The sequence below is a fragment of the Actinoplanes sichuanensis genome, from assembly GCF_033097365.1.
GTDB lineage: Bacteria > Actinomycetota > Actinomycetes > Mycobacteriales > Micromonosporaceae > Actinoplanes > Actinoplanes sichuanensis.
The window spans coordinates 2,934,385-2,958,604 of sequence record NZ_AP028461.1 but is presented as its reverse complement, the minus strand read 5'-3'; the positions used below and the strand labels follow the sequence as shown (position 1 = coordinate 2,958,604).

Here is a 24,220-nt window from a genome sequence, read left to right as displayed (position 1 = left end):
GGATGAAAATCGTGAAAGCAGTCGGGGCGTCAAGAACCAGGAGTGTCAAAGAGAAAGTTCGAACGATGAGACGGATCAGGTTGGCGGTTATCGCCTGTGTGGGCATGCTGGCGTTGGCATTGTCAGCCGTTCCCGCGCAGGCGGTGACGGACCCGGTGGCACGGGCGGCCACCTCGACGGTGTCCCAGCTGGAGCGCGGGCCGGGTCGGGCCGCCGCCTGGGAGTGCCCGTACGGCTACTCCTGCTACTACGACGACAACAACGGCCTTGTCCCGTTGACCCCCCCGCTACGCTGCGGCGTCCACGACCTGAGAGGAGGCCCTTACCAGAACAAGATCAACTCGGTCTTTAACAACAGCAGCGTTTGGGTCTTCCTGGACATCTGGCGGAATGCCGGCTACTGGGAAGAATACGCCCGTATATTGCCAGGCGAGAAAGTAACGATCCACACAAACGATATCGACCGCATTTGGATCGGCTGCTGAACCCGGTACCGCCCGGGTCCGGCTGAGCGATGGCGAAGCGGACCCGGGCGGCGGGACTCAGCGCGAACAAACCCGGCACGCTGAGCCCCATCGATGGCACGCCGTGGATCACCGACCTGCTTACCTTCTTGGACTTCGAGGCCGCTCGAGCCGCCTACGGGCCGATCAAGCCGGTGACCCTGCCCGACTGTCCGTGTGAGGGTTCAGGAGATGCTGGACACTTCGGCTCCAGGACATGATTGACGCGTCCAGGACATGCTGGACGGGCTCAGCAGATCTTGGACATCCGCTCGTCAGCTGCTCCGGTTGCGGGCGGTGGCCTTGAAGCGGGTGACGGGCTTGGTGCTCGTCCGGGCGTGAGTCGAGATCTCGACGTCGCCGAGCAGGACCCGGAAGACGGTGTCCTCGATCATGACGGTGACGGTCTGACCTGCGTAGGTGCGGCCGACGCGAAGCCGCTGGCCGGCGACCATCGCGACGCCGTCGGCGGGAACTCGGCGGACCGCTCGCAGCGGTCCGGCCGGTGGCGGCGGCAGTGGAGAGGTGCTGGTCCGGGCGCCGGTGAGCCTCGCGCGGCGAGCCGGGTCCAGCGGTGCCGGCCTCGCGAGCGACCTGGGCCACCGGCACGCCGTCGAGAACTCGCAGCACCGCACGGTGCCGGTGAGCCACTTGCCAGACCGGGTCATCGCCAGATCGTTCTTGATCGATCATCACAGATCGAAGATCAAACCACAGACGTCAAGCGAGTCCTGAATCCGTCAAGCATGTCGTGAAGCACTGATGTCCAAGATCTCCTGGGACTTCACACGGACAGACCCGCCAACGACGAACTGCGACGACGAGCCGCTGACCTTTTCCGCGCAGCCGACGACACCGCATGAATCACCGACCCCACCCGCGATCAACCGGTGCCACATCCGGAGGATCCAGCCGCAGGCCGTGCACCTTCGCCCCGCCATCAGCGTCGCCGAGGACCCGTCTGCGGCAACCGAACTCACCTGGCCGCCGTCACGCACCGGCACTCGAACCTCGGCGACGATGCGCTCGAGTTCTCCCGGTGGTCCTCGGAGGTGCTGGTTCGGCGTTGTGCCCGAACTGCAGCCCTACATGATGCAAACAGCCGACCGAATAACCACTCGACTAACGGGGTGAGTCGCTGGGCGGTTTACCTGATGCAGATCAGCGACCTGACGAGCCCGTACCAGCCGGTGAGACGTCGGGCCGGGACGCGGCGGCGACGCTGGCAATGAGCGGCACCAGAGACATGCTATCGCCGACGAGCAGGTTGGCGGCCGGCGACGTCCTGGCCAGAGTGAGTATCAGGACGTAAATGGCGTGCCGAGGAACGGCCGCGCTGATCCAGCCACGGTATACGCGTTCACCGAGCGCTCGCCGGAAGGCGGCGAACCTCAGCCCACGTCATGGTGCCCCGCCTCGCACCCCGTGCCTCGGCACGTCCCTCCGCTTCAAGGCGATTCGTCAGCACCGGTCGATATCCGACGGGGTGTCGACCTTAACGTCGGTGATGGTGAGCCCATCGACGCACGGGGCCTCCTTGATGTGGTTGTCCTTGATCGTCAGCTTCCGCAGCATGACGCCCGACGTGTTGGCGAAGGTGCTGCGGGCCGCGAGCCGGATCTCCCCGCCACCGCTGACGGTGCCGCCCTCGGCGGCGATGGTGACGTTGTAGCAGTTCTCGATCAGGATGGCGTTGCCGCCGGTGCCGGCGATGTCGATGCGACCGATGGTGGCGCCGCCGCTCTCCGAGACGCAGAAGACGCCCCGGCCGCCGCCGCGTGCTTTGACCAGGCCGACCTTGATGTTGGCCGGGTACGCGTCACCGACCCGGCCGTTGCGGTTGGCCATCCGGAAGGCGGCGTACCCGGTGCCGGCGCCGGCGTTCACGGCGTCGACGGTGCCGATCGTGGCGTTGATCGTCGTGTTCAGCAGCAGGCCGGCCTCGCCGACGTTGCGGGCCGTGACGGTGCCGATGGTCAGGCCGTCCACCCCGGCGGTCTCCACGGCGTGCGAGCTGGCGCCGGAGACGTACACCTGATCGATCTTGATGTTCTTGCTGAAGGCCCCGGTGCCGCCGTTGTCGATGCGCACGCCGAGGCCGCTGGAGAGCCGCAAGTCGATGCGGCCGAGCTTCACGTTGGTCACGTCGCGCATGAAGATGCCGTACATCGGCGTGCCGGTGACCGTGAGGTGCTCGACCTCGATGTCGGTGACGTCGCGGGCGAAGATCGGCGCCATGTCCGTCGCGCTCGGCCCCACCACGTCGATCGTGCCGCACACGTCGATGGTGGTGAAGCTGGGCAGTTTGATCCGTGCGGAGGCGGAGACCGTGCCGGAGCCGCGGACCACGACCCGCTGCTTGGCCGTGCGGCCCGCGGTCAGGCTGGCGATGCCGGCCTCGACGGCGCTCTGCATGTCGGTGCCGGTGTAGGTGGTCCGGCCGGCCCGGCGGGCCGTCCACGTGCCGCCGGACCGAACCACTTCGGCGTCGGTCGCCCCGTTCCCACAGGACGTCGCCGTGGCCGCCGACGCGGTGGTCGCCGACGGGCTGGGGGAAGGGCTGGACGTGGCCGCCGAGGGTGACGCGGCCGAGGCGGAGGCCGCGACGGGGCGGGCTCCGGACGGCGACAGCCCCGGCACCTGCCCCGGCACCTGCGCGGGTGCCGGGCTCGACGGCGTGCCCGGCACCCCGCTGAGGCCGGTGGCGGCGTAGGGCAGCGACCTGACTCCCGCGCCGATCAGGGCCACACCCGCCACAGCGGCGAGCCCTCCGACCAGAAGGCGACGTTCCAATGCGTACTCCTCGGCAATTTTCGGACTATTCGATAAATCGCAGCAGAGCCTAGGTTCGGCCGCCGGGGACGTCAACGAAAAGGGCCAGCGAAATAGTGCGAGAAGATAACGGCAAACACATATCATTTTTTGTACGGGAGATTTCTCACGCCCGTGGAGGGGCCCAGTGAAATGCCTGGGCCCCTCCGTTCCTCACCGGGCGTCCACCTGCAGGCGGATCGCGTCGTACATGATTCCGGACATCGGCTCCATCCAGTCGTCCAGGCCGTCGGTGATCTCGCCAGCCCGTGTCGGCGCGAGGGAGAGCACGTTCTCACCGGATTGGATCAGCGTGGCGGGGAAGGTGATGGTCGGCAGCAGCCGGTACATCGATCGCGCGACCAGCCGGTAGGAGCTGTTGTCACCGGGCACGCCGGGCAGCGGGTCGACGGACGCGATCGGGGTGCCGTTGAGTGTCACGGCGAGGGTGCCGAAGACGGAGCCGGCGATCGCGATGTCGAGGTATCCGGTGCCGGTGCGGTACCGGCGGCCGGCGAAGCGGATCTTCCAGTTGGTCAGTGTCTCGTCGGGGGTGGTGCCCCGCCAGGCCAGTTGTGCGGCGGTGCCAGGAGTGGCCAGGGCGGGGTGGAAATAGTTCCACTTCTCGGCCGGATCGTCGGTGCCGACGGTGAAGTCGACGCCGTCCGGGAACTCGTACGGGTATTCCAGCCAGGCCAGGGTGCTACGGTAGCCGTCGGAGCCGCCGGGGGTGTGGAACTCCTTCGCGGTCCGGTCGGGCGTACCGATCTGCCAGAGGGTCTTGCCGTGACTGACCGGCCGCCAGGTGTGCCGGCCGGTGTCGACCTGGCCGGCGGCGGGCACAGTGATACCGGTCCGGCGGTACTCCCCGAACGCGCCCTTGGCGAACGCGGCGAGGGTGTAGGTGCCAGGTCGTACCGCCGGGATCGTGAATTTGCCGGCCCGGTCGATCGGGGCGAAGTAGATGTAGTCCAGGCCGAGATACTGCCAATCCGTGCCGTCCAGGACGGTGCCGCGCCAGTCCCGGTCGGGGCCCGGCTGGTAGAGCACGGCCCAGCCGTCGCGGATCGCGGACTGGCCGGGGATGGCGAGCCGGCCGGTCACGGTGGACCGCTGGTCGGCGGCGTAGAGCGGATCGGTGATCCACTGGTACGGCCAGCGAGCCTTCTCCCGGGCCGCGACCTGTTTGGCGTCCGCCCACAGGGCCGCGACGTTGGTGGCCTCGTCACCGGTCGCCGCCTCAGCGACGTGCAGGTAGAAGGGACCGTAGACCTTGCCCCAGCCTTTCGCCGGCTGCACGTCGGGCATGCCGTAGTGGCCGGTCAGCGGGTGCCACAGCAGGATCATGCCGTCGTAGTAGTCGTGGACGCTGAGCTCCTGACGGGTCGGCCCGCCGAAGCTCTCCTTGCTCGCCTGCACGAGGGAGAGCCCGATGGTCCCGTTGGACATCAGGAAGACGTTGTTGTCGCCTTCGAGGTCGGTGCTGGTCTGGTACTTGCTCCAGATCGTGCCGTCGGGCAGCGCGATGGTGGAGTCCTGCAGGGTCACCGCTGCCTGCACCTCAGCCACGGTGGGCCGCTGCTGGACGCCGCGCTCGTCGTCGACGGCGAACCAGCGGAACGCCGCGTCGGTGCCGTTGGAGAAGGCATACCGCAGCTGTCCGAGCGCGAGGCCGTCGGGCATGTCGTCGGGGTACTTGACGATCCAGTAGGAGTACAGACCGGACGCGCCACGTTCGAGTGCGAAGCGAATATCGACGTAGAAGGGCTGCAGAGTCGGGTCGGCGGAGAGAACGGAAACCTCGATGCGATCGGTCGTCTGACTGATCACGCTGAAGGTCCCGCCTTTCATGCCGCTGGCGGCGGCGGTGCCGACGTTGAAGGTCGTATAACCGTGGCTGCGGCCACCCGGCAGGAGATCGACGTTCTCGTTGCCCTGGGTGCTGCCGACGAGCCGGAGGTTGATGATCTCCGCCGTCGCCTTGACGAGAGTGAATTGGATGAGACCGTTGGTCAGCGTCACCGACTTGCCGTTGTCGGTGAGCGTGACGTCGGCCCCGGCCTCGGCGTTCGCGGCCGTGGCGAAGGCCGGAGCCAGGACGGTGGCTCCCGCGATGCTCCCCGCGAGGCCGAGGACGGTACGCCGCGAGACGGGTTGGGACATGGGGCTCTCCCTGTTCGGTGAAGGCGATTCCGGGCAGGCGTCATCACCGCGATGACTGGCTTGTCGCGGTGGATGCATTACTAAGGGGGGCGCGGATTCTTTACGGGGATTACCCGTTGATGAATGCGTTCAGGTGGCGCGGTGCGAATGCGGCGCACGACGACAGGGGTGCGGTCGCCGGGCGGGGCGCCACGCACGATCGGCACCGAGCAGGGGATCGGCGACGTGCGGGTAAGCGCTTACCTGATTGCCGGGACGCTACACTCGGGTGTCATGCGCGTCAATCCATCACCTCCGGCGCGCCGCCCGTGCCACCACTGCCGACCGGCACCTTGCTTACGGCTATAGAGTTTGTGCAGCTAAACCCCTATGCTGCGGGGCACAATGACCGCCGATGACATCTTGACACGGCTGTTTCAGCGGCGTTACGCTCCGTCCGGCGGGGACATTTGAACGTTTCATTGGCGTATTCCTCCATCTCTTCACCCCCTTCCCCTCACGCAATCCATCGGTCTGTGGCTCCACCGACGGCGACTTAAGCCGTGACCGGTCACGGCGCAGGGACCGTGACCGGTCACGGCATCTGTCGACCAGCGCTTACTACGTCCTGAAGGAGATAAAGATGCGGATCAGGAAACATCCGGGGCGGGCCGTCCGCCTGCTGGCCGTGACAGCGGTGGGCGCCCTTCTCGCCACCGTCGCCGCCTGCGGTGGCGGCGGATCCGGCGAGGACGGCAACGTCACCATCCGGTTCGACTACTGGGGCTCCGCCGAGCGGGCCAAGGCGACCAACGACGCGATCGCCCTGTTCGAGCAGGCCAATCCGGGCATCAAGGTGGAGTCGTCGTTCTCCGACTTCGGCGGCTACTTCCAGAAGCTGGCCACGCAGGTCGCCGGCGGCAGCGCTCCCGACGTGCTGCAGATGGACTACAGCTACGTGCGGGAGTACGCCGACCGTGGTGTGCTCGCGCAGCTCGACAGCGGTGAGGCACAGGTGCAGACGTCGGGTCTGAGCCAGCAGCTGCTGTCCGGCGGCTCGGTCGACAGCAAGCTCTTCGCCATCCCGATCGCGCAGAACACGCAGATGTTCAGCTACGACGCCGCCCAGTGGGAGAAGGTCGGCGCCACCGAGCCGACCGACACCTGGAAGTGGAGTGACCTGCAGGCGGCGGCCCAGAAGGTCACCGACGGCACCGGCAAGAAGGTGTACGGGCTCAACGACTTCGGCGGCGTCCTGGACTGGTTCGAGGTGTGGCTGCGCCAGCAGGGCAAGCAGCTCTACACCGAGGACGGCAAGCTCGGCTACACCGAGGCCGACGTCACCGCCTGGTGGAAGCTGTCCGACTCCTGGCGCACCAGCGGCGCCGTCACTCCGGCCGAGATCACCACGAAGATCGACGGCACGCAGGAGAATGACCCGGTGGCGCAGAAGAAGTCGTCAGCGACGTTCGGCTACGACAGCGGGTTCACGCCGAAGCTCTGGGAGCAGTACGGCCGGGAGCTCACCGCCACCTCCTTCCCCACCGACACCGGTAAGCGTGGCCAGTTCGCCAAGCCCGCCATGATGCTCAGCATCGCCCAGCGCTCGGACAACAAGAAGGCGGCGGCCAAGCTGGTCGACTTCCTGATCCACGACACCAGCGCGGGCACCGCCCTCGGCATGTCCCGCGGCCTGCCCGCCGACGAGAAGGTGCGCGAGCTGGTCGGCGCCACCCTGCAGGGCCCGCCGAAGGCCGCCTACGAGTACGAGCAGAAGGTCCTCGCGACCCTCGACACCGCTCCCCCGCCGCCGCCGAAGGGTGCCGGCGAGGTCAAGGTCGCCTTCCAGCGCGTGTACGACGACGTCATCTTCGGGCGCGCCACGGTCGAGGCGAGCGCCACCAAGTTCATCAGCGAGGCGCAGCGGGCGATCTCGTCCTGACGCGGTCAGCCGGGGCCGTGCGGTCCGGCACGGCCCCGCGATCTGGGAGACATCTGACAATGGTGCATCAAACCCTCGAGAGGCCGGCCGGCGCCGGTAAGCCGGCCCGCGAGCAGGGACAGCCGCGGCGGCGCTACCGCTACGGCGAGCGTCCCGGCCTGGCCTACCTGTTCCTGTCCCCGTGGATCGCCGGCGCCCTGGTGCTGACGATCGGACCGATGCTCGCCTCGCTCTACCTGTCGTTCACCGACTACGACCTGTTCACCACACCGCAGTGGGTGGGGCTGGACAACTACCGGCGGCTGTTCACCGACGACCCCCGGTTCCTCGCCTCGGTCGGGGTGACGCTGCGGTACGTGCTGATCTCCACCCCGCTCAAGCTGATCGCCGCCCTCGCGGTCGCGATGCTGCTGAACCGGGTGACCCGGGGCTCCGGGTTCTACCGCTCGGCGTTCTACGCCCCGTCGCTGCTGGGCGCCAGCGCCGCGATCGCCATCGTCTGGCGCCTGATCTTCGACAACCAGGGCATCGTCGACAACGGCCTGTCCGCGATCGGCATCCACACCGGCGGCTGGGTGGCCTCACCCCGTTACGCCCTGCTGGTCATCGTGGCGCTCGCGGTCTGGCAGTTCGGCGCGCCGATGGTGATCTTCCTGGCCGGCCTCAAGCAGATCCCCCAGGAGTTGTACGACGCCTCCTCGGTCGACGGGGCCGGCTGGTGGCGCACCTTCCGCTCGGTGACCCTGCCGATGCTGTCGCCGGTCATCTTCTTCAACCTGGTCCTGGAGATGATCCACGCGTTCCAGTCGTTCACCGGCGCGTTCGTGGTCAGCGGCGGGCGCGGTGGGCCCAGCGACTCCACCCTCTTCTACACCCTTTACCTGTACGACAACGCCTTCTCGAACTTCCGCATGGGATACGCCTCCGCGATGGCCTGGGCACTGCTCCTGGTGATCGCGGCCGTCACGGCGGTGCTGTTCGGGACGTCGCGCCGATGGGTCTACTACGCGGGAGACGATTCACGTTGACCACCATCACCGCCGCTGTCCCGGTCGCCCGCAGGATCCGCCGGATCCTGCTGCACCTGGCGATGATCGCGACGATCTGCGTCCTGCTCTATCCCGTCGCGTGGCTGATCGCGTCGTCCTTCAAGCCGGCGTCCGAGATCCTGTCCGGTGCGAGCCTGTGGCCCAGCCGCATCGTGCTGAGCAACTACACCGAGGTGTTCGCCGGCGTCGCCGGGGTCAGCGTCTGGCGTTTCGCCTTCAACTCGCTGCTCATCTCGGTCGGTGCGGTCATCGGGAACGTCGTGTCGTGCTCGCTGGCCGCCTACGCCTTCGCGTGGATGCGTTTCCGGCTGCGCGGCCCGATGTTCGCCTTCATGATCGGCACCATCATGCTGCCGGTCCACGTGCTGCTCATCCCGCAGTACACGATCTTCCAGAGTCTCGGCATGATCGACACGATCTGGCCTCTGGTGCTGCCCAAGCTGCTGGCCACCGACGCGTTCTTCATCTTCATGATCGTGCAGTTCATGCGAGGGCTGCCCCGCGAGCTCGGCGACGCCGCCCGCATCGACGGCTGCGGGCCGATCCGGGCGTTCCTCTACGTGGTGCTGCCGCTGAGCAAACCGGCGCTGGTCACCACCGCCATCTTCACGTTCATCTGGTCCTGGAACGACTTCCTGAGCCAGCTGATCTACCTCAACAGCCCCGAGACCTACACCATGCCCCTGGCGCTGCGGCTGTTCATCGACCAGACCGGTGAGAGCTCGTACGGCGCCATGGTGGCGATGTCGGTGCTCACCCTGCTGCCGATCGCCCTGTTCTTCGTCGCGTTCCAGCGGCTGCTGGTGCAGGGCGTCTCGACCTCGGGCCTGAAGGGATGAGCGGCCGGTTCGCCAGGTTCGCCGAGTGCCTGCTGGCCGGCCTGCTCACCGTCCTGTTCGCGCTCCCGGTGGTGACCGCGTTCGCCGCCTTCACCACGGCGTGCACGATGCTGCGCGAGGAGCGCCCGATCGGGCTGCGCACCTACACGAGGTGCCTGGCCGAGGTCCTGCGCAGCGGGCCGATCGTGCTGGTCGTACCGCCGCTGGTGTTGCTGGTTCTGGTGGCCGACGCGCTCGCGGTGGCCTCGGGTGTGCCCGGTGCCGGCCTGCTCGGGGCGGTCACCGCGCTGGCCGGCGCCGTCGTGCTGCCGCTCGGCATGCGGGTGGCGGCCGGCTGGCGGCCGGGCCGGCGCTGGCCGGCGGTGACCCGCGCCGCGGCCACCGATCTGGTCCAGGATCTCCGGGGCAGCGTCCTGCTGTTGTTCGCCGCGCTCATCGCGGTCCTGGTCGCCGTGGCAATACCGATCACGGCCCTGCTGCTGCCCGGGATGCTGGCGCTCGGCGCCGTCGCGGTGGACGCCTCGGCCCGGCACCGATCGACCCGGCATGATGTGGTGGAGGACGCTTCCCCTCGACTGAAGGAGTCCGCATGCCGACTCGCCGGGTGACGATCCGGGAGGTCGCCCAAGCCGCTGGGGTGTCGCGGCAGACGGTCACCCGGGCCATCAACGACATGGCCGACATCAGCGAGGAGACGCGGCAGCGCGTCATGAAGACGGTCGAGGAGCTCGGCTACCGGCCGAACCGGTTCGCGATCGAGCTGTCCCGCCAGCGCACACTGTCGGTCGGCCTGATCATAGGAACGTTCCGGAACCCGTATTACGCCCAGCTCGCCGACGCGTTCGTCAACGAGCTGCAGCGCCGGGACTGGCAACTCGTCGTCGGCACCTCCGAGCGCGGCGAGGCGGAGGTGATCGGCTCGATGGCCTCGCAGGTGGACGCCATCGTCGGCTACATCGACCAGTCCGAGGACGAGATCGCGGCGACGTTCCGCGGCATGCCGATCATCCGCCTGGAGCACCGCGCGACGACCGCCGGGGTGCACTCCGTCGAACTCGACTGGCGACGGGGCGTCACCGACCTGGTCACCGCGCTGCGGGCGAAAGGGGCCCGGCGGTTCGGCATGATCGATGCGTCGCCTGCCACGCCCGACCCGCTCGGGACGCCGCGCCGCCGGTACTTCGAGGACGCGGTGAGTGAGCAGTGCACGGTCGTCACGGAGATCCAGTCGATCGCCGGTGGAGCGGACGGGATCCGGAAACTGCTCGCGCAGGATCCGCGGATCGACACCGTTCTGGCCTTCAACGACCTGATGGCGATGGGGGCCGTGCAGGGGGCGCACACACTGGGCGTCGACGTCCCGGGGGCCATCCGTATCGTCGGGATCGACGGGCTCTCCCTCGGTGAGGCCGTGAGCCCGCAGCTGACGAGTCTCTCGCTGGACTCCGCAGCCGTCGCCCGGGAGGCCGCGGACATCCTCGCCCAGCTCTTCGCCGGTCATGCGGGGACGAGCGGCTCCATCGCCCGGGCCGTCACGCCCGTCGTCGTCTGGCGCGAATCCGCCTGAACGACGCGGGCGCGCGCCGGGTGACCGGCACATCTGACCAGAGCCTTCGCGCCGTGACCGGTCACGGCAACGACATCATCCTGGAGCCAGCATGACGGAGATCTCGCCCGAAACAGGCACAGACCTCGACTACATCACCGCCGTCGGACCCTCCGAGGGCACCCTGCCGCCACGCGCCTCCACGCCGGTCACCACCGCCGACCGGGTGGACCTCAACGGCACCTGGCAGTTCCGGCTCTCCCGATCGGCCGTCGAAGCGGAACGCCGCGAGCTGGCGCCCGACTCCGGCGACTGGAAGGACATCCAGGTGCCGGGTCACTGGCAACTCCAGGGCTTCGGGGACCCCTGGTACACCAATGCCGACTACCCGTTCCCCGTCGACCCGCCCCGCGTTCCCGCCACCAACCCGACCGGCGATTACCGCAACGAGTTCATCTGGGACAAGCCGGTCGAAGGCCGGCGCTGGGTCATGCGCTTCGAGGGCATCGAGTCGATCGGGCGAATCAGGCTGAACGGCGTCCTGCTCGGCATCACCCGCGGCAGCCGTCTGGAGCAGGACTTCGACGTCACCGACCACCTCGTGCCCGGCGCGAACCTACTCGAGGTACGCGTCCACCAGTGGTCGGCACAGAGCTACTTGGAAGACCAGGACATGTGGTGGCTGCCCGGGATCTTCCGTGGCGTGTCCCTGCTCGAACGCCCCGACGGCGAGATCGGCGACCTCTTCGTCCGGGCCGACTACGACGCGGACACCGGCGCCGGCACCCTGCACGTGGAGACCACGGCGCCGGCCTGGATCAGCTGCCCTGAACTCGGTGTCACCGGCCGGCTCACCGGCGAGACCATCGATCTCGCCTCGGTCGATCCGTGGACCGCCGAGACCCCACGCCTCTACACCGTCACGGTCGTCCGGGCCGAGGAGACCCGTACGCTGCGCGCGGGATTCCGCCGCGTCGAGGTCCGCGACGGCAACCTGCTGGTCAACGGCCGGGCCGTACAGCTGCGCGGCGTCAACCACCACGAGTTCCACCCGGAACGCGGACGGGCGGTGACCCCGGCCGACCTCGAAGCGAACATCCGCACGATGAAGCAGCACAACGTCAACGCGCTCCGGACCAGCCACTACCCGCCTTCGGCCCACCTGCTCGACCTGTGCGACGAGTACGGGCTGTGGGTCCTCGACGAGTGCGACATCGAGACGCACGGGTTCCTGCACCAGGACGAGGAACACGGCGAATGGACCGCCCCGTGGAAGTCGAATCCGTCGGCTGACGTCTCCTGGAAGCCGGCCTACCTCGACCGGATGCGGCGCATGGTCGAACGCGACAAGAACCACCCGAGCATCATCATCTGGTCGCTGGGCAACGAGGCCGGCAACGGTGAGAACTTCGCCGCGATGGCCGCCTACGCCCGCCGGCGCGACGGCACCCGGCCGATCCACTACATCGACGACGTGGCCTGCGAGTACGTCGACATCTTCGGCCAGATGTACACGGAGTTCGCCCGGCTCGACGAGATCGGCCGCCGCGTGGACCGCATCGATCCCACAGCGACCGCCGACACGGCTCAGGACATCGCCCGCCGCAAGTTGCCGTACATCATCACCGAGTTCGGCCACGCCATGGGCAACGGGCCCGGCGGCCTGCTCGACTATCGCGAGCTGTTCGAGAAGTACGACCGCTGCCAGGGCGGCTTCATCTGGGAGTGGCGCGATCAGGGCCTCGCCCGGCCGCTGCCGGACGGCCGGATCGAGTACACCTACGGCGGTGACTTCGGCGAGCCCGTCCACGACGACACCTTCTCGATCGACGGTCTGGTGTTCCCCGACGGAAGTCCCTCCCCCGGGCTCCTCGAGTTCAAGGCGGTCTTCGCTCCGATCCGGATCACCGTGGCGACCGCCGGTGACACCGTCCACATCCGCAACCTGCGCGACTTCGCCGCCCTCGACGACGTCGAGTTCCGCTGGACCGTCGCCTTCGACGGGGTGGAGGAGGCCTCCGGCGTTCTCGACGTGCCGGCGCTGCCGGCCGGCGAGTCGGCGACGGTTCTCATCCCGGAGACGCCCCAGCGCGAGGGCGAGTGTGTCGTCACCGTCACCGCGGTCACCCGCGCCGCCAGCCGGTGGGCCGGCGCCGGTCACGAGATCGCCTTCGGTCAGGCCGCCGGGCAGCGGCTCAACCCCGCTCCGGCCACAGTGCCCAGCCCCGGCCTGACCCCCGTCGACGCCACCCGGACCGCCTCGATCACGCTCGGCCCGGCCCGCTTCGACGCCGAGTCGGGCGCGCTCACCGCCCTCGGCGGCCTCGCCTTCACCACCCCGCCGCGGCTGGATCTGTGGCGGGCACCGACCAGCAACGACCTGCAGGTCGGCCAGGACACCTCGGCGGCCAGGCGCTGGCTCAAGGCGAACCTGCACGCTCTGGACCACACCACCCTGTCGGTCGAGCGGGCCGGCGACCAGATCCGGGTGCTCACCCGGGTCGCGCCGCTCGCCCGCAGCTTCGGCGTCCACGTCGACGCACTCTGGTCCCTGACCGAGGACCCCGAGGAGGTACGGCTGCAGCTCACCGCGACCCCGTTCGGCGCCTGGCCGTACACCTGGCCCCGGATCGGGCTGCGCTTCGCGGTTCCGGCCGCCTACGACAGTGTGACCTGGTACGGGTACGGCCCCGGCGAGCGCTACCCGGACACCAGGTCGGCGACCCGGCTGGGCCTCTGGTCGAGCTCGGTGACCGACCTCCAGACACCGTACGTGGTACCGCAGGAGAACGGCGCGCGTGGCGGTCTGCGCCACCTCAGCACCACGGGCGGCGTGCTCCGCCTGGAGGTGGCCGCCGAATCGGAGTTCGGGTTCACCGCACGCCCGTGGACCTCGGAGGAGCTGACGGCGGCACGGCACCACTGGGAACTCGTCCCCGGGCCCGAGACGGTGTTCACCCTCGACATCGCCCACGACGGCATCGGCAGCGCCGCGTGCGGCCCCTTGCCGCTGCCGGCGGACCGGCTGTTCCCCCGGGCCACGCAGCTGCGTGCCCGGCTGCGCACGGTGCGGAGCTGAGAGCCGTGGAGTTCTACCGTGCGGCCGTCGTCGGCACCGGGGCGATCGCGAACGCCCACGCCGAAGCCCTGCGTGCCCTCGGCAGCCGGATCAGCCTCACCGCCGTGGTGGACGTCGACCCCGCACGGGCGCGAGCCTTCGCGGACGCGTGGGAGGTGCCCACCGTGGCGCCGAACCTGCCGACCCTGCTGGCGACCGGCGACGTGGACCTGGTCCACGTGTGCACCCCGCCCTCCACCCACACCGCGCTCGCGCTGCAGTGCCTCGAAGCCGGCGTCACCGTCCTGCTGGAGAAACCGCCGACACTGTCACTGGCCGAGCTGGACACCCTGATCGACGCCTCCGAGCGCACCGGCGCCCACGTGGCGACGGTGTTCCAGCAGCGGTTCGGGCCCGGCATCCGGCGGTTGCGCACCCTGGCGGCCGACGGTGATCTCGGGGCGCCGCTGCTGGCGACCTGCCACACCCACTGGTACCGCGACGACGCCTACTACACCGCCCTGCCGTGGCGCGGCAGGTGGGAGACCGAGGGCGGCGGCCCGACCATGGGACACGGCATCCACCAGTTCGACCTGCTGCTGTCGATCCTCGGTGACTGGGAGCAGGTCACCGCGGTGGCCGCCCGCCGCAGCCGGCCGACCGACACCGAGGACGTGTCGCTGGCCGTCGTCACGTTCGCCAGCGGTGCCGTCGCCTCGGTGGTCAACTCGGTGGTCTCGCCCCGGCAGGTCTCAGCCCTTCGGATCGACTACGCGCACGCCACCATCGAGCTCGACCATCTGTACGGCTACACCGACGACAACTGGACGGTGACCCCCGCGCCCGGCCACGAGCACCTCACCGCCGCGTGGGCCGGCGCCCCGTCCACCTCGGGCAACGGGCACACCGCCCAGTTGGCCGCGGTCCTCGATGCCCTGGACGCCGGTGCCGCCCCACCGGTCTCGCTGGCCGACACCCGGGTCACGGTGGAGTTCATCGCCGCCCTGTACGCCTCCGCGTTCACCGGCCGTCCGGTCCGGGCCGGGCAGATCGGGCCGGACGACCCGTTCGCGAAGCGGATGGACGGCACCGGCGCACCCTGGCAGTAGGCGGCTCCCCCGCTTCACCGGCAGTGAACGAGCGGGCCGGCGGATGACGACATCCGCCGGCCCGCTCGTGCTTCCGTTCCTCAACCGCCCTGGGCCGCGACACGCACACGCGTGCCGGCACCGATCATGGATCTTCATCCCGGCGGTTCGCCGCCACGGCCGAACGGGTGTCGGGCCGCTGCGCCCGCACGTTCGGCGGCGTCTCGCCCGGCGGCGACTACGTGATGTCCAGCGGCGAGAAGACCAGCATCCGGGCCCACCGGCCCTGGGCCGACGCTGTGATGCAGCCGAGAACGACACTCATCGAAATGAACGGGGATCATCGATTATCCCCGTGCGACGATTCCGGCTGCCCGCGGCGCAGCCGGCCGGAAGTTCCGAATAAAGGCACCGCTGATAGGCACGGAAAGAAGCGGTAGGACCGCACGGCGTGAGCAAGGAGCGCCACGGCTTCAGTCACGCGACGGACCGACATCCACGCGCCGGCCAGCGCTTATCAGGGATTCTGCAACGTCCCGGTAAGCGCTTTCCTCGTTTTGCCGGGACGCTACACGCAGGTGTCCGGCGCGTCAACCCGGCATTACCGGGCTTGCGCCTTCGAAAGTTCGTGCAGCTAGTGCCGCCACGCACGGCACGCCGAGACGGACACATCCTTGACATCAACATTTCGGCGGCGTTACGCTCCGAATGTCGCACACATTTGAACGTTTCAATGAAACGCTTTGTTTTCGACCTTCACAGGAATGAATTCTGAGCGATATTCCGTGACCGGTCACGGACCCTCCTCCGTGACCGGTCACGAAGTCGCTCAGCCGATGCTGGCCATTCGCTCCGAAGGGAGACACATATGCGGCACAGACAACCCGGCGATTCACCACGGCGCCCCTGACCACGGACAGCACTTCCCCATCCTGGCGAGAGCCCGAGAGGAATCCATCGTGAACCGTGCACGAAGACTGATCTCCGCGCTGCTGACCACGGGAATCACGGTCGCCGGCATCGCCCCGGCCGCCTCGGCCACGACCGCCTCACCACACGGCGGAGCGCCCTATCAACTCGAGAAACTCGATCGCGGACTGGTCGCGGTGAGCACCGACCAGGGCGTGTTCCTCAGTTGGCGCTTGCTCGCTTCGGAGGCGACCGGGGCCACGCAGACCGGCCTGGCCGGTCCCGACTTCACCGTCTACCGCGATGGCCGGGCGATCGCCACGGTCACCGACAGCACCAACTTCGCGGACCCCGCCGGCACGCCCGACGCGAGCTACACCGTCGCCGCGGTGGTGAGCGGGGTCGAGCTCGCGAAGAGCGCCCCGGTGACGGCGTGGCGGAACGGCTACCACGACGTGCCGCTTCGCAAGCCGGCGGACGGCGTCACACCGACCGGAGAGGCTTACAGCTACGCCGCCTTCGACGGGTCGGCCGCCGACGTCGACGGTGACGGGGCGTACGAGCTCGTGGTCCTCTGGAACCCTTCGAACCAGAAGGACGTGTCGCAGAAGGGCTACACCGGCACCGTCTTCGCAGACACCTACGAGCTCGACGGCACCCTGCTCAACCGCATCGATCTCGGCGTGAACATCCGGGCCGGGCAGCACTACACCCAGTTCATGGTCTACGACTTCGATGGTGACGGCGACGCCGAGACCATGATGAAGACCGCGCCCGGCACGAAGAGCACCGGTTACGCCGCCGACGGCTCGGTCACGAACGAGGCGTACGTGACGATGCCGAAGAAGGACCGCGACGCCGGCTACAAGCACACCGACGACTACCGGCTCAGCGCGGCGGAGTACTTCGACCACCTGACCGAGTTGCTCCAGGGCTGGTCGAAGCATCCCGAGGTGGCGGCCGGACACTGGCCGGCGACCGTCGAGGAGGCGATGGGCGTCCCCGTGACCCACCAGTACCCGCTCTCCCACCAGGACGCCGTCGAGCTGGCGAACTACTTCATCGACGTCTACGCCCCCTCGCGCAGCCCGCGCAACCAACTGCGCACCTTCGAGGGCTTCATCCTGGACGGGCCGGAATACCTGTCGGTGTTCGACAGCGTGACGGGCAAGGAGTTGCAGACCATCCCCTACAAGCCGGGGCGCGGCGACGACGGGTTGATGTGGGGCGACTACGCGAACGCCGTCATCGAGCCGGGCAACCGGGTCGACCGTTTCATCGCCGGAGTGGCGTACCTGGACGGCAAGCACCCGTCGGTGGTGTTCGCCCGCGGTTACTACACCCGGATGACGATGGTGGCGTACGACTGGAACGGCAGGTCGCTCACGGAGCGCTGGTTCGTCGACAGCGGTCACGTGCCGATGACCAATCCGTTCAACGACACTCCCCACGGCCGCGAGGGCAGCGATCCGACGTTCGGGAGGATGTCGTCGCAGGGTTTCCACTCGCTGAGTGCGGCGGATGTCGACGGGGACGGCAAGCACGAGATCGTCTACGGTTCGGCCACACTCGATGACGACGGGAGCGTGCTCTACAGCTCGTACGCCACCCTGCCCGAGGGAAGCGCCGCGCCCGGCACTGTCGCGAAGCTGGGTCACGGCGACGGCATGTACGTGACCGACATCGACCCGGACCGGCCGGGCCTGGAGATCTTCACGGTGCACGAGAGCGCCCGCAACGCCCCGTACGGGGTGGCGATGCGGGATGCGGCGACCGGTGCGGTGCTGCTCGGCGCCTATTCGGGCCGGGACACCGGAAACGGTCTCGTCGGCGACGTCCGGCCCGATGTCCGCGGTCTCGAGGTGTGGGCGTCGATCCAGGCCGGCACCAGCGCGAGTGGCCTGCTCAGCGCGCGCGGAGACATCCTGTCGGCGACAAAGCCGGACCTGGTGGACGCGACGATCCACTTCGCTGCGGAGCCGACGACCCAGACGGTGTCGGGCGACCGGGACGGCGCGAAGCACATCATCGACTGGCAGCGGGGAACCCTGCTCACCGAAGAGGACACGGCAGGGAATCCGCCACTGGTCGCCGACATCCTCGGTGACTGGCGCGAGGAACTGCTCATCCACACGGCGGACTCGACCGCCATGCGCATCTATTCGAGCACCGCGGTGACGACGCACAAATTGACGACGCTGATGCACGACAAGCAGTACCGTGCCGAGATCGCCCGGCAGAACACCGTTTACAACTATCCGACCCAGCCGGGCTTCTATCTGGCGAGCGACACCGACTGGTCGACTGTTCCCGTTCTGACCAAGCCGGTGAGCCCGAAGGCGCCACGATTCATCGACCCGCGGGGCCACCTGTTCGATCTGATCGAGGTGCCGGCGAGCCCCGACGTCGATTACTACATCGACGGCAAGCAGGTGCGTGCCGGACTGAACAAGGCGCCCCGCGCAAAGGTGACAGTGGCTGCGGTGCCGAGGCCGTACCGGGCGGTGGCAAACGGCGCGGCTGCCACGTGGTCCCACGACTTCGGCAGTCACTGAGACATATGCGGAGGCCCACTGTGTCCGCGCAGTGACCGTTACTGGCATGACTTCAAGGAGTGCAATCGATGAGACGTCGTATCTTGGTCGGCACATTCACCGCAATAACCGGATTAGCTCTGGTGGGTGCGGGACTTGGACTGCTGCCGCACGTCGCCGCTCCGGTCAGCGCGCTGGCGGATGAGCAAACCTTGGCAGCCGCTTGCGGCAGCGGCACGTTCGACGCCGAGGTGGTCGAATCCGGTGGCACGTGGACCGCCCGCCGGGGCGGCACGACGGCCTACACCGGCACGAACATGAGGCAGGCCGTCCAGGCCGGCATCGACAGTCTGACGGCGGGCCGTACCGCCAAACAGCGGGTGGTGGTCCGCGGCTCCGGAACCGTGTCCGCCGCGGAACGTATCAAGCTGAGTAGCTACACCGTCATCGACGTGTGCGGCACGATCAACGTGGCCGGCGCGAGCGCGACGGACATGGCGCCGATCTTCGCCCGCGGCGTGAACGACATCGAGGTCCAGCACCTCAACGTCACAGGCGTGCCGTTGTACGGCATCTTCATGCGCGACGTCTACAACGTGAAGCTCGGCCAGATCGACATGCGGCTCGACAGCGGCCTCGGCGTGCGCATCGACAACGGCAGCACCGGCTCCTACAGCAAGAACATCACCATCGACAATGTGTACGTATCCGGGGCGAGCTCACACGCCGTCGAGACCGCCGGGGTGGACGGCATAACCATCGGCACCGTGACGGCCCGCGACGTCGGCGAGTCCGGCCTGCTGCTGGGCACGACGGTCAACGCGACCGTCGGAACGGTCGACGCCGTCAACGCCGGCACCGGAACCGGATATGCCGCGTTCCGCATGGCCAACCGCAACGGCCGGATCAGCGGCGCCTACCCGAACAACATCAAGGTCGGACTGGTCAAGGCCCGCGGCGGCGGCCGGGGCGTCTTCTGCGTCTCCGAGAGCGGCGGCGCCACCATCGACCGGATCGACATCGCCGACACCGGCAACAACGCCATCCTGATCGAGAACTGCTACAACGTGACGATCGCCGGCGTGAGCGGCACCATCACCGGCGGCGGGGAGGTCCGGCTCGCGTCCCGCACCGAATTCCCCGCCACCTCCGACATCACGCTGCAGCATCTGACGGTCGTGAACAACCAGATCACCCAGAGCCCGTGCGTCGACGGGCTCGCCATCACGGATGTCACTGTCGACGGCCTGTCGGACATCAACCGCTGCTGAAGCTTCCCCGGTGAGCAGCAGACGGCAGGCACGCCGCTGTCGTGGCCGCGCGGCGAGGCGGAAAGCGGTCCACCAACCGCCTCGCCGGGTGTACCCTGCCGCTGGCCTGCGAGGTCGCCTGGCAGCAGTTCCTGCGCGGGTCCCACGGCTGAACGGCGGGCAGGGGAGCCCGGTGGCCGGGCGGTGGTCACCGTCCCGGCCGCCGAGCGGGCGATCATGAGCCCTGCGGGTTCTCGGCGAGGACACGCTGGGCGTCCTCGCCACCGATGCGGGCATAGATGGCGGGGCGACGGTGCCGCAGAAGCCCCGCAGCGACCAGGCCCGTGACGAAGGCCACGGCGGGCACGGTCAACAGGACGTTGTTCGTGACGGCGCCGGCGCCGGTGATCAGGTCGATGTTGACGATGACGAGAGCGAGGAGGACGACGAGCGCAACGGTGGAGACGGCAGCGATCACGGCCGTGGCCCGGCCGGCGGTTCGGCGCAGGAAGAACGCCGCCACCGCCGCCGAGGCGAGGCATTGCATGGCCAGGACGCCGATGGTGCCGGGGGTGCTGACCCAGATGGTCATCTGCAGGAACGGGTCGGCGCCGAGGATCGCGGCGGCGACGATGACCGTGGCGGCGGCGATCGACTGCACCGCTCCGGCCCGGGTCGGCGAGCCGAACCGGGGATGGACCCGCTGGAGGCCGGCGGGCAGGAGACCGTCCTCGGCGAGAGCCCGGGCGTACCGGTTGATCGCGTTGTGGAATGCGACCTGCGAGGCGAAGATGCTGGTCACGAGGAAGATGTAGGTGATCGTTCCGGCGGCCGCCCCGAGGTAGTCCTCGATGACCGTCATCAGCACCGCGGTCGGGTCCGCACCGGCCACTGCCACAGCGTCCGCGTCGCCGATGGCCTGCACGAGCGCCCAGAGCACGAGGGCGTAGAAGACCGCCAGGAAGGCGACGGCGGCGTATGTCGCCCGGGTGATGGTCCGGTCGCCGTGGCGGGCTTCGGTGCGATAGATGGCCGTGGACTCGAAACCCATGAAGCAGACGAAGGCGATGCCGAGTGCCGCCAGGATGCCGGGATGTCCCCACGCCTGCGGGGTGAGACCGGCGAGGCTCAGACCGGAGTGGCCGCCCTGTGCGACGACGGCGACGACGAGAGCAGCGAGAAGCAGGCTCTCCACGACGAGCAGCACGCCCAGCAGGCATGCGCTAACCTCGGCACCTCGCCGTCCGAGTGCCCAGATCGCCGCGACGGCCAGCAGGGACCACACCCACCACGGCAGATCGAGACCGGTGAACCGGGCGACAGCCGCCTCGAATTGCATTCCGAGCAGGCCGTAGGAACCGAATTGAATCGCATTGTAGGAGATCAGCGCGAGAACGCCGGTCGCCGCTCCGGCGCGACGGCCCAAACCCAGGGTGACGTACGAGTAGAAGGCGCCGCCACCGTGCACCACCCGGGTCATCCGGGTGAATCCGACGGCGAACAGGGTGAGCACCGCGCCCGCCACCAGATAGGCGGCGGGCGCCGCCAGACCGCCGATGGACAGGGCGAACGGTGCGGTGCCGGCCATGATCGACAACGGTGCCGCAGCGGCCACGACGATGAAGACGACACCGGGCGCACCCAGGCGGCCGGCACGAGAGGAATTGTTGGTTTCAGACACGAGAGCCTCCGGCTGAGGGGAGAGGCAGAAAATGGAGAGTTTCTCGGAACGGCGTAATAAAACGCTTGTTGCAACTGCCGTGTCAACAGTTCCCTTCAGCAATTTAAAGGGAACCGGATCGCGGCATGCTCATATGGCGGAAAGCCCGGGAGGCGCTCCGCGAAGGCCGGTTGCCGTCAGCGCGGCGGCGTGGTCCGGGCCAGCACCACGGACAGGGCCGTCGCGACAACGGACTCCTGCCGCTTCCGGGTCCACGTCTGGGGATGCTCGACCGCGCTCAGGACCACACCGTTGGTCACCGCACGCAGGAAGTCGACCAGCCCGGCGACCTCCCCGGGGGCGACCATGTCGGCCAGGTGCCGTCCGAGCAGGTCCCTGACCTCGGTCTCCCAGCCGTCCAGGAACTCCTCGATCTCGGGCTCGGTGGGCCCGGCCGCCATCATGCTGACCCTGGCGCGCTCCTCCCGCAGGCCCGCCTCGTCGAGCGGGACGAGCCACAGCAGCAGCGTCCGCAGACGTTCTGCCGGGCCTTCCGCGGCGTTCTCCAGCTTGGCGAGCTGCTGACGGCCCAGCTCGATGGAGTACGCGGTCAGGTCGACGATGAGCGCGCGGCGGGTGCCGTAGTAGTGGGTGACCAACGTCGACGATCCGCCCATCCGTGCGGCGACCGAACGGAAGGTCACGCCGGGCAGCCCGTTCTCCCCGAGGATCTCCAGGCCGGCCTGGAGGATCTCCCGGCGACGAGTCTCGCTGTCGACGAAGCGTGGCATCAGCCGTACCCCCCTTCGAACGGCCGGCCGGGTCGGGGCACATCGTACCCAGTGATGATCAACGGCCGTCATCCGTCGTCTCGCGGCCAGAGCAGGAGCAACTGGGCCACGAACGCGGGACCCGGCCTGCCGTCGACCTCGACCTCGACGTCGGCCCGCAGTAGGTGCCCGGTGGGTCTCGGGAGTACCTCGACGATCCGGACGGTGGCGCGGAACCGCTCGCCGGCGTGTACCGGCTGGATGAAGCGGACCCGGTCGAGACCGTAGTTCCAGGCGGACGGCCCGCCGGTCACCGTGATCATCGGGCTGACCAGATGGTCGAGCATGCTGAGCAGCTGGAATCCGGCGACGACGTCATGGTCGTAGCCAGCCTCGGTCGCCACCGGCACACGGGTGACGGTCTCGAAGACGACGGTGTCGGCGACCTCCACCGACGTCCACGGGCTGACGAGCCGGGTGCCGACGGTCCCGGGGAGCTCGTCGAAGGGCACCATGAGCCGCGTCACCGGGTGGCCTGCCGGTCCCATGCGCCCACGCTGCGGTGACGTCCGCCGGGCGCCAGGTCGCGCTTGACGATGCGGTGGCTGGGCGTGCGCGGGAAGGCTGTGTCGCGCAGCCGGACATAGCGGGGCACCTTGAACGCGGCGAGGTGGTGTGCGCAGAACTCGGCGAGGTCTGCCGGGGTCTGCCCAGTGATGGACTTGACCTGGACATAGGCGAGGATCTCCTCGCCCCACAGCTGGTCCGGGACCGGTACCACGGCGGCGTCGACGACCACGGGATGTCGCCGCAACACCGCCTCCACCTCGGCGGGTGCCACGTTCTGCCCGCCGCGGCGGATCACCTCCTTGGCCCGCCCGAGGAAGTAGTACATGCCGTCCTCGTCGCGCCGGACCAGGTCACCCATACGCAGCCAGCCGTCGTGCAGCATCTCGTCGGTCGCGGCTTGGTCGCCGAGGTAGCCGGTGAACAGCACGTTCCCGGCAAGCTCCAGTTCGCCCTCGCCGGGCCCGTCCACGACCGTGCCGTCGGCAGCGACGATCCGGGCCCGCACGTCGGGCAGCGGCACACCGATCGCGCCGGTCCCGACATAGCGCTCGGCGAGGTCGGGTGGCATGCACAGGGCCGGCCCGGACTCCGACGAGCCGTACACCTCCAGCCAGGGGAAACCGAACCGCTCCTGCAGCTCCCGGTGCTGGGCGGCAGGAACGCCGACCGCGCTGGCACTTCGGATCGTGTGCGCGCGCTCAGCCGGCGACGGCGCCGCGGTCAGCAGCAGGTTGGGGATCGACCCGATGGTGTAGAGCCGGGTCGCCCCCACCGCTCGCGCGGCGGTCCAGAACCGGGAGACGCTGAAGCGGCGCATCACTGCGATCGACGCACCCAGTTGCCAGGCGGCCAGCGCCAGGTAGAGGCCGTCACCGTAGTAGAACTGCAGGGGCACGAACGGCCGGTCGTCAGCGGTCAGCCCGGAGACCCGCAACTGCACGTCGGCGTAGCGCAGCGGCTCGAGATGAGTGCCGCCGAGTGCCTTCGGCATTCCGGTGGTGCCGGAGGTGAAACCGATGTCGACGAGGTCGGCCTGTTGACCGGCGGCCTCGGACAGGGGCATCGGCTCGGTGCCGCCCACCCAGTTCGCGAAACCGTCCGGCTCCGGCCGGTCGAGGGCCACCACCTCCCGTAGCGGCGAACCCGGGCCGAGGCCGCGCAGCACGTCCACGGCCCGGCCTTCGGCGAGAGCCATCCGGCAGCTCGACTGGCCGACCAGATGTTCCGCGTCCGCCGGCCCGAGGTCGGGGCCGGCGTTCACGACCACCGCGCGGTTGGCGATGACGGCGAAGTAGGCGATCAGGTACTCCGCCCGGTTGCCGATCGCGAGCAGCACCCGGTCACCGGCGCCGATCCGGCTCCGCAGCGCTCCCGCGAGCCGTTCCACACCGTCACGCAACTGATTGAAGGTGAAGGTGGCACCGTCGTCGAAGAGCAGAGCCGGGGTGTCCCCGCCCGCGGTGAAGACCCGGTCGGCGAAATCGGTCAGGGTGCTGCGGGGCACGGCGCTCCAGGCCGGCGGCAGGGTGACGGTGAGAGACAAGAGCGT

At 68.8% G+C, this 24,220-nt stretch carries 17 protein-coding genes; 10 read left to right on the top strand and 7 right to left on the bottom strand.

Annotated elements, in window-relative coordinates:
* The first annotated feature begins 2 nt into the window (after positions 1-2).
* Complete coding sequence (locus tag Q0Z83_RS13105) at positions 3-485, top strand: hypothetical protein (RefSeq protein WP_317794161.1); 483 nt, start codon at positions 3-5, stop codon at positions 483-485.
* 293 nt (positions 486-778) lie between these two features.
* Here Q0Z83_RS13105 and Q0Z83_RS13100 read toward each other — a convergent pair whose 3' ends face one another.
* The 3 genes from Q0Z83_RS13100 to Q0Z83_RS13090 form a co-directional block, all read right to left on the bottom strand.
* Positions 779-1,171: a hypothetical protein gene (locus Q0Z83_RS13100; RefSeq protein ID WP_378079298.1), complete on the bottom strand. Its 393-nt coding sequence runs from the start codon at positions 1,169-1,171 to the stop codon at positions 779-781.
* Between the two features lie 793 nt (positions 1,172-1,964).
* Positions 1,965-3,296, bottom strand: coding sequence for a hypothetical protein (locus tag Q0Z83_RS13095; protein ID WP_317794160.1), 1,332 nt, complete (start codon positions 3,294-3,296; stop codon positions 1,965-1,967).
* A gap of 192 nt (positions 3,297-3,488) precedes the next feature.
* A complete protein-coding gene (locus Q0Z83_RS13090) occupies positions 3,489-5,477 on the bottom strand; it encodes a polysaccharide lyase family protein (protein ID WP_317794159.1) in 1,989 nt (662 codons plus the stop codon).
* Positions 5,478-6,099: 622 nt separating this feature from the next.
* Between Q0Z83_RS13090 and Q0Z83_RS13085 the strand changes: the two genes are divergently transcribed.
* From Q0Z83_RS13085 to Q0Z83_RS13045, 9 genes are all read left to right on the top strand, one after another.
* Positions 6,100-7,398 carry an ABC transporter substrate-binding protein gene (locus Q0Z83_RS13085; RefSeq protein ID WP_317794158.1) on the top strand — a complete coding sequence of 433 codons (1,299 nt, stop codon included), beginning with the start codon at positions 6,100-6,102 and terminating at the stop codon, positions 7,396-7,398.
* Between the two features lie 59 nt (positions 7,399-7,457).
* Positions 7,458-8,426: a carbohydrate ABC transporter permease gene (locus Q0Z83_RS13080; protein ID WP_317794157.1), complete on the top strand. Its 969-nt coding sequence runs from the start codon at positions 7,458-7,460 to the stop codon at positions 8,424-8,426.
* Positions 8,423-9,286: a carbohydrate ABC transporter permease gene (locus Q0Z83_RS13075; RefSeq protein WP_317794156.1), complete on the top strand. Its 864-nt coding sequence runs from the start codon at positions 8,423-8,425 to the stop codon at positions 9,284-9,286. Before Q0Z83_RS13080 ends, Q0Z83_RS13075 begins: the two co-directional genes overlap by 4 nt.
* A complete protein-coding gene (locus Q0Z83_RS13070; protein ID WP_317794155.1) occupies positions 9,283-9,894 on the top strand; it encodes a hypothetical protein in 612 nt (203 codons plus the stop codon). Before Q0Z83_RS13075 ends, Q0Z83_RS13070 begins: the two co-directional genes overlap by 4 nt.
* On the top strand, positions 9,876-10,853 hold the full coding sequence (locus Q0Z83_RS13065) for a LacI family DNA-binding transcriptional regulator (protein WP_317794154.1): 978 nt from the start codon (positions 9,876-9,878) through the stop codon (positions 10,851-10,853). Before Q0Z83_RS13070 ends, Q0Z83_RS13065 begins: the two co-directional genes overlap by 19 nt.
* A gap of 91 nt (positions 10,854-10,944) precedes the next feature.
* A complete protein-coding gene (locus tag Q0Z83_RS13060; protein ID WP_317794153.1) occupies positions 10,945-13,911 on the top strand; it encodes a glycoside hydrolase family 2 TIM barrel-domain containing protein in 2,967 nt (988 codons plus the stop codon).
* 5 nt (positions 13,912-13,916) lie between these two features.
* A complete protein-coding gene (locus Q0Z83_RS13055) occupies positions 13,917-14,999 on the top strand; it encodes a Gfo/Idh/MocA family protein (protein ID WP_317794152.1) in 1,083 nt (360 codons plus the stop codon).
* A gap of 938 nt (positions 15,000-15,937) precedes the next feature.
* Positions 15,938-18,442 (top strand): rhamnogalacturonan lyase, encoded by a 2,505-nt coding sequence (locus Q0Z83_RS13050; protein WP_317794151.1) that lies wholly within the window; start codon positions 15,938-15,940, stop codon positions 18,440-18,442.
* Positions 18,443-18,510: 68 nt separating this feature from the next.
* Positions 18,511-19,692 (top strand): hypothetical protein, encoded by a 1,182-nt coding sequence (locus Q0Z83_RS13045; RefSeq protein ID WP_317794150.1) that lies wholly within the window; start codon positions 18,511-18,513, stop codon positions 19,690-19,692.
* Between the two features lie 214 nt (positions 19,693-19,906).
* Here the strand turns inward: Q0Z83_RS13045 and Q0Z83_RS13040 are convergent, their stop codons facing one another.
* The 4 genes from Q0Z83_RS13040 to Q0Z83_RS13025 form a co-directional block, all read right to left on the bottom strand.
* On the bottom strand, positions 19,907-21,352 hold the full coding sequence (locus tag Q0Z83_RS13040; RefSeq protein ID WP_317794149.1) for an APC family permease: 1,446 nt from the start codon (positions 21,350-21,352) through the stop codon (positions 19,907-19,909).
* 176 nt (positions 21,353-21,528) lie between these two features.
* Positions 21,529-22,122 carry a TetR/AcrR family transcriptional regulator gene (locus tag Q0Z83_RS13035; protein ID WP_317794148.1) on the bottom strand — a complete coding sequence of 198 codons (594 nt, stop codon included), beginning with the start codon at positions 22,120-22,122 and terminating at the stop codon, positions 21,529-21,531.
* Positions 22,123-22,190: 68 nt separating this feature from the next.
* On the bottom strand, positions 22,191-22,649 hold the full coding sequence (locus tag Q0Z83_RS13030) for a hotdog family protein (protein ID WP_317794147.1): 459 nt from the start codon (positions 22,647-22,649) through the stop codon (positions 22,191-22,193).
* A complete protein-coding gene (locus Q0Z83_RS13025; protein WP_317794146.1) occupies positions 22,625-24,214 on the bottom strand; it encodes a class I adenylate-forming enzyme family protein in 1,590 nt (529 codons plus the stop codon). Before Q0Z83_RS13025 ends, Q0Z83_RS13030 begins: the two co-directional genes overlap by 25 nt.
* Positions 24,215-24,220: the final 6 nt, after the last annotated feature.